11 protein-coding genes are annotated in these 11,836 nt (G+C 61.5%); all 11 read right to left on the bottom strand.

Annotated features, from left to right (window positions below):
- Positions 1-2: 2 nt before the first annotated feature.
- Complete coding sequence (locus BMW66_RS17495; RefSeq protein ID WP_093120342.1) at positions 3-812, bottom strand: enoyl-CoA hydratase/isomerase family protein; 810 nt, start codon at positions 810-812, stop codon at positions 3-5.
- Between the two features lie 116 nt (positions 813-928).
- Complete coding sequence (locus tag BMW66_RS17500) at positions 929-1,849, bottom strand: ABC transporter permease (protein WP_093120343.1); 921 nt, start codon at positions 1,847-1,849, stop codon at positions 929-931.
- Between the two features lie 16 nt (positions 1,850-1,865).
- Complete coding sequence (locus tag BMW66_RS17505; RefSeq protein WP_175483299.1) at positions 1,866-2,822, bottom strand: ABC transporter permease; 957 nt, start codon at positions 2,820-2,822, stop codon at positions 1,866-1,868.
- Positions 2,823-2,899: 77 nt separating this feature from the next.
- Entirely contained in the window at positions 2,900-4,468 is a 1,569-nt protein-coding gene (locus BMW66_RS17510; protein ID WP_093120346.1) for an ABC transporter ATP-binding protein, read from the bottom strand.
- The gene (locus BMW66_RS17515) at positions 4,465-5,496 is read right to left on the bottom strand and encodes a BMP family protein (RefSeq protein WP_139196218.1); all 1,032 of its coding nucleotides are present in this window, start codon (positions 5,494-5,496) and stop codon (positions 4,465-4,467) included. The genes BMW66_RS17510 and BMW66_RS17515 overlap by 4 nt, the downstream gene beginning before the upstream one ends.
- Entirely contained in the window at positions 5,493-6,185 is a 693-nt protein-coding gene (locus tag BMW66_RS17520) for an isochorismatase family protein (RefSeq protein WP_093120349.1), read from the bottom strand. Before BMW66_RS17520 ends, BMW66_RS17515 begins: the two co-directional genes overlap by 4 nt.
- 21 nt (positions 6,186-6,206) lie before the next feature.
- Positions 6,207-6,755, bottom strand: a complete 549-nt coding sequence (locus BMW66_RS17525; RefSeq protein ID WP_175483300.1) for a helix-turn-helix domain-containing protein — start codon at positions 6,753-6,755, stop codon at positions 6,207-6,209.
- Positions 6,756-6,793: 38 nt separating this feature from the next.
- The gene (locus BMW66_RS17530) at positions 6,794-7,078 is read right to left on the bottom strand and encodes an acetone carboxylase subunit gamma (RefSeq protein WP_093120352.1); all 285 of its coding nucleotides are present in this window, start codon (positions 7,076-7,078) and stop codon (positions 6,794-6,796) included.
- Positions 7,075-8,895, bottom strand: a complete 1,821-nt coding sequence (locus tag BMW66_RS17535) for a hydantoinase B/oxoprolinase family protein (protein WP_093120354.1) — start codon at positions 8,893-8,895, stop codon at positions 7,075-7,077. The genes BMW66_RS17530 and BMW66_RS17535 overlap by 4 nt, the downstream gene beginning before the upstream one ends.
- A 13-nt stretch (positions 8,896-8,908) precedes the next feature.
- Positions 8,909-11,035 (bottom strand): hydantoinase/oxoprolinase family protein, encoded by a 2,127-nt coding sequence (locus BMW66_RS17540; protein ID WP_093120355.1) that lies wholly within the window; start codon positions 11,033-11,035, stop codon positions 8,909-8,911.
- Between the two features lie 12 nt (positions 11,036-11,047).
- Entirely contained in the window at positions 11,048-11,665 is a 618-nt protein-coding gene (locus tag BMW66_RS17545; RefSeq protein WP_093120357.1) for an XRE family transcriptional regulator, read from the bottom strand.
- Positions 11,666-11,836: the final 171 nt, after the last annotated feature.

Here is an 11,836-nt window from a genome sequence, read left to right on the forward strand (position 1 = left end):
TCCTAGCGCCTTTTGAACGGGCTATCGCGGACGTCGAGAAATGCCCGCATCCCGCCTTCTTTCATCGCCGTGGCGAGCGCGCGCTTCCACGGCAGATCGGCCCCGATCATGATCGTGTCGGCAAGTGTATGGCGTTCGGTTGCCGCACGCAGGCCCATGGCATCATAGGCGGCCTTGAGGCTGCGCTTTTTCAGCTCAAGCGCTTCACGCGGAACCAAGGCCAGCCGTTCGGCCATGGCCTGCGCCTGAATATGCAGATCGTCTGCCGAGACAACCCGGTTCACCAACCCGAGGCGCGACATCTCGGCGGCACCGATGGCATCGCCGATCAGGTAGAATTCATGCACGGCGCGCGCATGCGTGAGGAACGGCAGAATCAGAAAGGGCGACAATGCGCCATGGCGGATCTCGGGTTCGGCCAGACGCGCGGTATCCGATGCGATGACCAGATCGCACGACATGGCCAGCGCGGCACCGGTGGCGACGGCATGGCCATTGACGGCCGCTATCACCGGCTGTCGCTGTCGCCAAACCGCATTGAACAATTGGGTATTCTGGCGAATCAGGGCTTCCAAATCGGTCAGGCTTGACTCTTCGATATCCTCCATGTCCCAGCCAGTACAGAACGCGCGTGTGCCGCTACCGGTGATGACAATAGCGCGGATATCTGTCCGGCCCGAGAAGTCAGCCAATGCTGTGACAATTTCGCGGTCTGTGACATTCATGCGCAACGCATTGAGCCGATCCTCCCGCCGGATCGTGATCCAGCCTACTGGGCCGTCTTCGGAAACTTCGATGTCGTTCATTTCCATCTTTTTCTCCTTTGGATAGACTGGCAGAGATCGGTAAGACCTTTCGAATGATTCCAGTCAATGCCGGTCTTTGTAAGGGCGGAGTGTTGGCGACTATGCCGCGCTGGCCGGGACCGTCATGACTTACGATAAGGTTGGGTTAGTGCCGCTGGCAGGTTGGACGACCGGGCGGCCCCGGCGAGAGCCACAAGCGCCAGAACGTAGGGCAGAGTGACGAAAAACTGATAGGGGACTTGGGGAAAGAATGGCTGTAGCCGTATCTGGGCAGCATCGGCAATCCCGAAGATCAACGCCACTGCCAACACGCCCAACGGATTCCAGCGCGCAAAAACCACGCAGGCGATGGCGATGAAACCACGCCCGGCGACCATGTCCTCGACGAAACCGGCCAGTTGGGCGGTGGAGAGATAGGCGCCGCCGATCCCGGCCATGGCACCGCCAAAGATAGTGCACAGCATCCGAACTTTGTCCACGTCGATGCCGGCACTGTCCGCAGCCTTGGGGTTTTCGCCCACCGCGCGAATGGTCAGGCCAAGCCCGGTGCGCGTCATAATCCACCACAAGCCCACCGCCAGAAGAATTCCGAGATAGGCCAGCGCATGATGCGAAAAAAGCAACGGGCCCAGAAGCGGCAGGTCCGACAGCACACCCAGATCGAGACGATCGAACCCAGGCACGCGCATCGATGGTTGCCCAGCAAAGACAAGCCGGTAGCCAAAACCTGAAAGCCCCAGCCCCAAAAGGATCAGCGCAAGCCCCGAAACGATCTGATCGACCTTCAACCGCACTGCGAATAGCCCATGCAGTAGACCCAACGCCGCGCCACCCAGTATCGCTGCCAGAAGCCCGCCCCACGGACTGCCCGTGGCGACCGAAAAGGCGACGGCCAGAAAGGCTCCGACCAGCATAATCCCCTCGAGACCCACGTTCAGCACGCCTGATTTTTGGCCGATGGTCTCGCCCAGGGCTGCAAAAAGCAGCGGAATGGCAAAGCGCACCCCACTTGCCAGCAATCCGGTCAGAAACATCAGGTCCATATTCGGTCCTTTCGGGTCATCTCTCTTTCGCCATGGTCAGGATCTGCAGCACGAGAAATGCCAGAACGATCATGCCCTCGATCACATGCACCAGAGGAAACGGAACCTCGGTCAACCGGGCGACGGAATCCGACCCGACATAGAGCCCAGAAAAGCCGAAGGCGGCCACCGGCACCCAAATCGGGTTGAGCCGCGCCAGCAGAGCCACAGCGATGGCGGTAATACCGATGCCGCCGACAAAACCCTCCTGTAGGCGGCCATGAAGGCCTGACACCTCGACAATGCCGGCCAGTCCCGCCAGCGCACCGCTCAGACAGAGCACCGAAAAAGCGATCACGCCGGGCCGGATGCCGCCATAGCGAGCGGCATCTGGGTTCTTTCCCGTGACGGTCAGCGCATAGCCGTAGCGACTGCGCGCCACGAGAAACCAGACCGCCACGCAGGCCAGTGCCGCAACGATCAACCCTGCCGACAGGCGCGTGCCATCGAAGAGGATCGGCAGCCGAAGCGAATTTGCCAGCTTGTCCGAACGCGGGAATATCCCCGAAGCCTCTTGCAGCGGGCCGCGGATCAGCCAACTGACCATTTGGATCGCGATGTAATTAAGCATAATGGTTGCGATAATCTCGTTGGCACCGAAGCGTGCCTTGAGGAACCCTGCGATTCCGCCCCAAACTGCGCCACCCAGCGTGCCTGCCAGCAAAAGAAGGGGCAGCGACAGAGCCGAAGGCAAGGGACTGAGTATCGGCGCGCAGGCCACCGCCAGTGCTGCACCGATCAAAAGTTGCCCTTCAACCCCGATATTGAAGACTCCGGCTCGAAAGGCCAGCACCACCCCCAACCCGGCCAGGGTCAGCGGAATACTGCGCACCAGCGAATCCGCGATGCCCGCGCGGTTAAGGAAACCTTCGCCGATCAAAATCGCCAAAATGCGCAAAGGCGATTCTCCGGCCAGCGCGATCAGGCCGAGCAATGCCAGCGCACCGATTCCGAGCACCAAAAGGGCCACACGGCTGTCGCGGTCTAGCGACGGCAGGACAAGACTGGATTTCATGTGTGCCCCGCCATCCAGGCGCCGATCTGCGCCGTATCGGTCTGGGCCATGTCGACGGGGCCAAAGGCACCGCCTGCCGCCAATACCACCACGCGGTCGGCTAACGCCCGGATTTCGTCTAAGTCGGCCGAAACCAGAAGAATTGCTGCACCCGCATCACGCTGCTGCCGCAAGATGTTCTGCACGGCGCCAATCGTGCGAATATCAAGCCCGCGCGAGGGATGCGCGGCAAGGATGACTTTCGGTCCTGCCAGCAATTCGCGCGCCAAAACAAGTTTCTGTTGATTGCCTCCAGACAGACGACCGATGGGCTGGTCAGGCCCGGTCGTACGAATATCATATTCGTCTATGGCGCGGCTTGTGTCGTCGCGTGCCCGGGACCAGTCGAGCATCGCCCGCCCATAGCGCCGAGAAAAGACGTGGCTGAGAATCATGTTGGCGCCAAGCGACAAATCCGAGATGATTGCCTGGCGGCGTCGATCATCAGGGACATGGGCCACGCCCGCATGGCGCAGCACGCGCGGCGACCAGGGACCATCGCTGCTGCAATTGCAGATTTCCGCCGTGCCGCCATCTGGAAGGTTCACCCCTGCCAGACATTGCACCAGTTCCGACTGGCCATTTCCGTCGACACCGGCCAACGCCATAATCTCGCCTGCGCGGATGTCAAAGCTCAGCCCCTGCACCGCCTGCGATCCGTTGGCGCGGCGCAAGGCAAGATCGCGCACCGACACGCGGGTCGGAGCGTCATTCGCCGGGGCGGCCTGACGCGCAGGCATCACATCTCCCGGCATCCGCTCCGACTCTTGCACCGTGTCGGTGCTACCCGAAATCATTGCAGAGATCAGCCCTTCGGATGTTACATCCATCACCGGCAGATCACAGACCAGTTGACCTGAATGCATGACAGCCGCCCTGTCGCAAACTGCAAAGACATCGGCAAGACGGTGGGTGACCATGAGAATTGCGACGCCATCGGCGCGCAGCGCGCGAACCACATCAAAGAGGCGGGCGACGTCTTCGGGGCTCAGCACGGCGGTGGGTTCGTCCAGCACCAGAAGACCGACCTCGCGCGAGAGCGCCTTGAGGATCTCGACCCTCTGCTGCCCCGCCACATCCAGCGAACCGATCAGAGCGCCCGCCTCAATTTGCATCCCGATCCGCTCGGCGACCCGGCGCACCTCGGCATGCAGTGCCTGCCGGTTCAATCGCCCCGGCCCCGCACGGCCCAGGGCAAGCGTTTCGGCGACGGTGAAATCGCCCACGAGGGCATAATGTTGATGCACCACCCCGATGCCCCGGTCGAGCGCGTCGCGGGGAGAGGCGATCAGCACCTCTTTGCCCCGCACACGGATCTGGCCGGAATTCGGGCGCGTCATCCCGGTAATCATGTTGACCACTGTGCTCTTACCGGCACCATTTTCGCCCAGAAGTGCGACAACCTCGCCGGGATTGAGCGACAGGCTCAAACCGGCGACGGCGCGCACCTCTCCATAACTCTTGGACAGGTGCGCAAGTTCAAGCACCGGCACCGTTGTGTGGGCCGCGTGATTGGTCTGCATCATTCAGGTTGGCCCGTGATCGTGCCGCTTTCGATATCCGCCAGCATCTGTTCGACATCGGCCTTTTGCGCATCGCTCAGCATCTCTTCGAAACGCCCTCGAAACGGGGCAAGGCCGATCCCGTTCTCGGGCAGGCCGAGGACGTAGACCCGTGGCTCGATGCTGCCGTCGATCACCTTGCCGATAGCCTGGTCGATGTTCACATCGATGTTGATGAGGGCCGTCGTCACGATCGTGTCGGGCGCAGCCTCGTAGCTGTCAAAGGCGGTACCGATCGCCATCACCCCGGCGGCTTCAGCCGCCTGAATGGTGCCCACCACATTCTCGTTGCCGGTGGAGGTGACAACATCGGCCCCCTGTTCGATCAGCGATGTCGTGATCTCAGCGCCCCGTGCGATATCGGAAAAGGATCCGACATAGGCCGACAGCACATTGACGTCTTCGCGCACGGACGCGGCACCCTTGGCAAAACCCGCGTTGTAATCCTCGATCACCGGAACGGGGACACCGCCGATATGGCCGATCGTACCGGTTTGCGTGACCATGGCTGCGATGGTGCCAGCCATATAGCCTGCATCGTCCCAGCGATTGTCAAAGGATGCGACATTGGGTTCAGCGGAGACCTGCGCGGTGTTCACGATGAACCAGGAGTCGGGATAATCGGCGTGGATCTCCATCACCGGTTCGGCAAACTGGAAGCCGTGGCCAATGATGACGTCATAGCCTTCACGAGCATAGCTAAGAAGCGCTTCGGTGATCTCGGAAAAATCCGTGTTCTCCCGCACCGAGACTTCGATGTCGTATTTCTCCTTCGCGGTCTGGATGCCGGTATTGGCGGCCGAGTTGAACGTGCCGTCGGTCACGGACCCCGGCAGAACAAGTGCAACGCGCAGCGAATCTGCGAACGTCGGCGCTGCAGCAAGCGGCAGGGCAACGCTAAAGGCGGCGATTATGGCTGGTCTGATCATTTTAGTCTCCCTATTATGTGGTGGCGTTTTTGATTTCGCCTTGAGGTCGTTTCTGGAGGTCAATCTTGCGGCATCAGGCGCTCAGCGATTTCGTCGATGCTCAGAACATCGCCGAATTGCTGGATGATTGTTTCCAGCGCGGCGCGGTGTTCATCGTCCGACAAGGCCGCGGTCGCATCCGAGACCATCACGACGTTGAAATCCATCATCATCGCGTCGCGGGCAGTGGATTCGCAGCAAACATTGGTTTTTGTGCCCGTGATGAGCAACGTGTCGATGCCGAGGCTGCGCAACACACGCTCCAGCGCAGACGAGCCGGGGATCAGCGCGGAATAGCGATTCTTGAGCAGGCGGATATCGTCGTTGCCGGCATCCAGCCCGGACCAGATCTGCTGACCGGCCCCGCCGGGCGACAGGCTTTCTATCGTGCGGACGCGCACATCGTCGGCTACGAAATTGTCGAAGAACTGGCGCCAGTCGCTGCCCCCGTTGCCGGTACTCTGATTGGCGTGGTTGACCCAGATGATGCGCCCACCCGCAGCGCGGACGATGGCGTTGAGCCGGTTAATAGGCTCCACGATCGCGCGCGACAGCGGCACCTCGGCCGGGCTGCCTTCCTCACAAAATGTGCCCTGCATATCGATCACGATCACCGCTGTGCGCGCCGGATCGAACCGGTCAAAAAGGTGCAACCTGCCGCGGCGCGCGATGACGCGTTCAATGATTTCGTCCCGGATACCTACCTGATGCATCGGTCGATTCCTCTTGTCATATTAAAAGCTCAGCCCCTCAGAAAATACCCAGAAAACGCGGGTGGTTCCGGGAGAAATGTTTTCCCACGAATGCGGATCGCTGCATTTCAACTGGATCGTATCGCCGACCCCGAGATCAAAACTCTGGCCGTTCACGACATATCTGATGGCACCGTCCAGAACATGGCACAATTCCTCGCCGACATGGCGCATTGGCTCCTCGCCCGATGCAACCCCTGCGGCGATCGTGCCCAGCCGGGCCTCGAGGATGCCTGGTGCGAAATCGCCGTGCAGGTTTTCCAGACTCAACGACATTTCCGGCAGATCAAGCGTCGCGCGGGTCTTGCTGCGTACCAATGTGAAGGCCACGTCCCGCCCTGCCTGTTCGTCGATGAGAAAGCCCAGATTTTCGTTCAGCGCCTCGGCCATATTGATTGCATGTACCAGGCTCGGATTCATCTGCCGGTTCTCGATCTTGCTGATCGTGCTGGGCGGCACGCCGCTGATGGATGCCAGATCACCCAGACTGAGCCCGCGGGCGCGACGCAGGTTGCGCAGCCGGGCGCCCAACCCTTCCAGCGCCCGCGTGTTCTGGGGGCGGACATCGCTCATCCGCGCGACGCCAGAATGTCGTTCAGTGTCGGATCTTCGGCCATGGCGGTTTCGGTATCCAGCAAAGCCGCGCAGCTCGGGCAATAGAAATGCCGCAAGACGACTCCTTCGTGACCGGTGTCAAAGGCCGGGCCGCCCGCCTGCGCCAACGGGATCTCGCGTCTCTGCGCATGCTCTTTCCAGGGCTCGGTCGCCAAACCCAGATCCTGTCCGCAGGCAGCGCAGACCGCCTGCCCTTCCATGACGGCCACCGAGGCCGATATCCGGTCCTGATCGCTCATTCTGCGGCCTCCTGTGCCAAGCGTGCGCTGCGGATGCCCTTGCGCTTTGCCTGGGTTTCAGTTTCGTCCACTGCACCGTCGTTCAGCACCACGCCATAGATGTCACCCGCGCTTTGCGCCGTGACCAGTCCCGCGGCCACGTCGCGGCACACCGCGTCTGGGTCGCGCACGATTGGGTCTCCATGGCCTCCGCCACCGTTCCAGCGCACATAGAGCGCATCACGGCCCATCAATGGATAGACCCCCCAGGACACGCGTTCCTGCGTGCCGGGAATCGCGTCCAGCCCGCCGGCCGCCGTCACCGGTGCGTTCGCGCCGTCCTCCGGAGCCTTGATCCAGACATAGGAATTGGGCGCGCCGGGATAGCCGCCCGCCAGCCCTTCGCTCATCGGGTGACGCGCCCCCTTGCCGGATATGACATAGTGGATGCCCCCGTCCGGCGCTTTGTGCGGGACCAGCGCCAGCTCACCGCCGGTGCCGCCTCGAAACTCGCCCGGGCCACCGCTGTCGGGGGCGCGGCGGCGGAACAGATAGCGCACGGGAAAGGCCGCCTCGACGGTCTCGACATTGGCCATGCGGCTGATCGGATTCGGGATTTCGCCGCCAATCTCGACCCCGTCAGCAAAGGACCGCGCGCCGCCCGCACCGGCGAAGGTTTCGGTCAGGATGCCGATGGATTCGCTACCCTTCTGATTGCGTCCAAACTTGAAGATCGCGAAATGGTTTGCGTGCCAGACGGCGGTCGACTGGTCGCGGTACTTTTCGCTCGCGCCCAGCATTTTGCCGATGGTCGAACAGGCGGCATTGTTGACTGACTGGATCGCGCCCACCGTCGCGACCGAAACCGGAGCGGGGCGGGTGCAATTCACGATGCTGCCCTCGGGGGCGATCATCTCGACCGGGCGCAGCACGCCCTCGTTCCAGGTGATGTCATAGCAGAGCAGCGGAAATAGCGGCGCGAAGAGACCGCCCAAAGATGCCCATTTCGTGCAGTTGATGCTGTAGGGGCTCTGCGGATCGGACCCCGAGAAATCAAAAATCAGCCGGTCTTCGCGTTTGGTCATAGTCAGATTGACCCGCGCGGTCACGCCGTTCACATCCAAATATTGCCGCGACTGCCATTGCCCGTCGGGCAATTCGCTTAGCCGCGCGCGGAACAGGTCTTCGGACTGTCTGACAAGCTCCGCGCAGGCAGTGTCCACTTCCTCGGCGCCATATTTCGTCATCAGGGACTGCATCCGGTCGCGTGCAACATTGTTGCATGCGATCATCGAGCGCAGATCGAGCGTGACCATCTCGGGCGAGCGGACCATATTCAGGATCGTGTCGAGCACGTCCTGACGCATCTCACCACCCGAGACCAGCCGAATCCCCGGCGAGCTGAAGCCTTCAGTATAGATATCGGGGGCTTGGGGCGCAAAGCCGCCCGGATTGACCGCGCCGATGTCATAGACATGGACGAAACACGCGCTCCAAGCCACCAGCCGCCCTTCGTGATGGATGGGAGAGACAAGATAGATGTCCGACGTATGCAGCGCGGCGGTATAGGGATCGTTCAGCAGAAATATGTCGCCCTCGTGGATGTCCCCCTCAAAGCGGCGGATAATGGATTTGCACGCCTCGGCAGCACTGGTCAGATGGTGCAGAAATCCGACGCCGCCCATCAGCAGGGTACCGTCCGCACGGTAGAGCGACACCATCAGATCGTGCCCCTCATTGGTGATCGCGCTGCCCGAGACGTGTTTGAGCGTGATCACGGCCTCGTCCACAATCCGGAAAAGCCTGTGGCGAATGATCGAGAATGTCATCGGGTCCATGGCGGGTTCCTTTTCAATCTGCATCGAATTCGACCACGATATTGCGCCAGCGGTCCATTCTGGCGGTCATCCGGTCAGGCAAAGCTATGGTGGTGATCGGCGTGTGGATGACCGCCGGCCCTTTGAGATGATTGCCAGGGCTCAGTTTTTCGAAGTCGTAGATATCGCCTGGCGCCATGCCGCCTTCGGCCTCAACATAGATGTCGCGGATCCCGGTGCGGGCGGCGGACGCGTCGGTCTCGCCTTCCTCCTCTGCCGGAAGGGTTGGGCGTGGCATGAGGCCACGCGCCGTCAGACGGAACATGGTCATTTCGATTCCGGCTTCGCGATAGGCCGAGCCGCGACCGTATTTGCGCTCGTAGAGCGCCTCGAAATCATCCACCAACTGAGCCACGCCCGCATCGTCAAGCGGGGAACCGGCCGCAATCTCGGTGGTCACTTCGTGCACTTGGCGTGAATAGCGCAGGTCAACCGACCATTTCATGCGCATCCGATCCGCTGCGATCCCCTCGGCGGCAAGCTGTGCACGCGCCTGCTCTTCCATTGGAGTGAAGATGGCGTTGATCTCGGCGGCGCCGGTTGTCGCGGGCAGGCTCTTTGTGACGGAATATTCATGCGCCACGTCCGCCGAAACAAGGCCGAAGGCACAGTTGACGGAAGCCGTGTAGGGAATGACCACACGGCGGACCGACAATTCCCGCCCGAAGGCCGCCGCCAGCATCCCGCAGGAGCCGCCGAAGGAATGCAGCACAAAGTCGCGCGGATCGAGGCCTCGCTCGACCGTGATCTCACGGATCAGATCCGTAATCTGCGCGCTGGCGATCCGATAGATACCGATGGCGGCCTCTTGCGTAGAGACGCCCAGCGGGTCGGCGATCTTTTCCTTGAAGATGCGTTCGGCCTTTTCGCGATCCAAGGTGATCGAGCCGCCTAGAAACTGCCCGGGATCCATATATCCGATCAATAGCATGACGTCTGTCAGCGTCGGCTCCTCACCGCCCTGCCCATAGCAGATCGGCCCAGGCCGTGCCCCGGCGCTGCGCGGGCCGACATGCGGCACACCTGTTCGTGGGTCGACCGAAATGATGCTGCCGCCGCCAGCCCCGATCGAAACCACCTCGATCTTGGGTGCGAGGTAGTGAAACCGGTCCACCATCGGCTCGCGCGCATATTCAAGCTTTCCATCCTGGATCACACCCACCTTGAAGGTCGTGCCCCCCATATCCGCCGCGATCACGTCAGGATCACCCATCAAGTCCCCTAGGAATTTGGCCCCGATCACACCTGCAGCCGGACCGCATTCGATCATGCCAACGGCGCGGTCGGCAGCCTCGGCCGCGGGCAGCAATCCGCCATAGCCCTGCATAACCATGGTGGCACCGGCATAGCCTTTTCCTGCCAGCAGATCCTGCAGCGAGGTCAGGTAATCATTGGTGATCTGGCCCGCATAGGCGTTGATCACGGCAGTCGAAGTCCGCTCGTATTCACCCGGGCTCGGAGCAATGTCCGAAGACAGGGTGACATAGGCCCCCGGCGCCACGCGCCTGACGATGTCGCGCACTTGGCGTTCGTGATCGGTATTGAGGAAGGACCACAGGAACGATACCGCGATGGCGCCTACCGTCTTTTCCTCGACAAGAAAGCGCACTGCCCGTTCCACCGCCGCCTCGTCCAGAGGCACCACAACCTCGCCATCGCTATCCATGCGTTCGGGAATTCCCACAACCGCATCGCGCGGAGCGAGCGCCGGGGCGCGGTCGGTCTGCACCGGATTCTTGATCCGGTCCTCCGTCAAACCCGACCAGCGGCCATAGGCACCGCGGGTGACATTCAGCGTATCCTCAAATCCCTGCGTTGTCAGCAGGCCGGTTGGCGTGCCGTCACGAGTCAGGACCGCATTGTCCACCACGGTCGAGCCGTGAATGAAAAGATGTGTGCGAACCAATAGCTCTTCCAGGCTGAGGCCCATCGGTTCAGCCGCTGAAACGATGGAGTTCAGCACACCGGTGGCGAAGTCCGGCGGCGTCGACAAGGCTTTGCCGATATGAATTACCCCATCGGTGCCGAAGATAATCGTGTCGGTGCAGGTGCCCCCGACATCGGTCGCTACTAGATAGCTCGTTTCGCCGGTTCCGGCCATGCGTATGCCCCCTCAGGATTGTCGTGTCTCGTCGTCGCGCGGCGTTCTGTCAGCGACGTAAATCAGATGTGCCGACGCAGTCCCGGTATTGGCCCAGGCCTGCACTTCGCCGGGCTGTGCGAGATAGCTGTCCCCGGCGTCCAGAGGCACCCGGTCCGCGCTGGCTCGTGCGACGGCTAGCGTGCCGTCGATGACCATGCAGAACGACGGCACGTTCGACAGGGCATCCGGCAGTTTATACAAGGCGCCAGGAGCGACCTCCACGCGGCGCGCATCGAGCTTCGCGTCCTCCAATCCGTCGGACAGGCGCTGTCCATCGGGGCTATACGGTCCTTCGCTGCGGCGCGTCACGGTAACCTGCGCACCTGCTGTCGTTGCCTCGGCAACGGCCCGGTCGATGGTCACCCCCAATGCCCCCACCACACGCAGAACGGTTGTCAGGCTGGGTGAGGATCGTCCCGCTTCCAATGCGCGGATCGATGCCACGCCAACCTCTGCCCGTTCGGAGAGCCCCCGAAGCGTTAGCCCTGACCCCGTGCGCTGTTTTTGCAAGTATTGTCCCAGCCTGCGGAGTTCGGCAGGACCGAAGCGATCCGGATTTTCTGGTTGATCGGATTTCGATTCGCGCATACCGGTACCTTTCACTTATAGACACGGTAGGTATCTTTTTTGAAACGCGCAATGTTTTCTTTCGGCGTTGCCGTTGTGACCTTCGGCGATATTTGGTGTCGTGTCTTGGTCTCTGCGTGTCCGTCGTCAGACAGTCTGATCAGCCAGCCCGAAAGATCAAGCACTGGACAG

This window comes from Salinihabitans flavidus, assembly GCF_900110425.1.
Classification (GTDB): Bacteria; Pseudomonadota; Alphaproteobacteria; order Rhodobacterales; family Rhodobacteraceae; genus Salinihabitans; species Salinihabitans flavidus.

Coding starts and splice junctions, on each gene's coding strand:
- BMW66_RS17520 (WP_093120349.1), bottom strand. CDS start 6,185: ATGCATCAGGTAGGTATCCGGGACGAAATCATTGAACGCGTCATCGCG.
- BMW66_RS17530 (WP_093120352.1), bottom strand. CDS start 7,078: ATGAGCGATCAGGACCGGATATCGGCCTCGGTGGCCGTCATGGAAGGG.
- BMW66_RS17545 (WP_093120357.1), bottom strand. CDS start 11,665: ATGCGCGAATCGAAATCCGATCAACCAGAAAATCCGGATCGCTTCGGT.
- BMW66_RS17540 (WP_093120355.1), bottom strand. CDS start 11,035: ATGGCCGGAACCGGCGAAACGAGCTATCTAGTAGCGACCGATGTCGGG.
- BMW66_RS17535 (WP_093120354.1), bottom strand. CDS start 8,895: ATGGACCCGATGACATTCTCGATCATTCGCCACAGGCTTTTCCGGATT.
- BMW66_RS17500 (WP_093120343.1), bottom strand. CDS start 1,849: ATGGACCTGATGTTTCTGACCGGATTGCTGGCAAGTGGGGTGCGCTTT.
- BMW66_RS17495 (WP_093120342.1), bottom strand. CDS start 812: ATGGAAATGAACGACATCGAAGTTTCCGAAGACGGCCCAGTAGGCTGG.
- BMW66_RS17510 (WP_093120346.1), bottom strand. CDS start 4,468: ATGATGCAGACCAATCACGCGGCCCACACAACGGTGCCGGTGCTTGAA.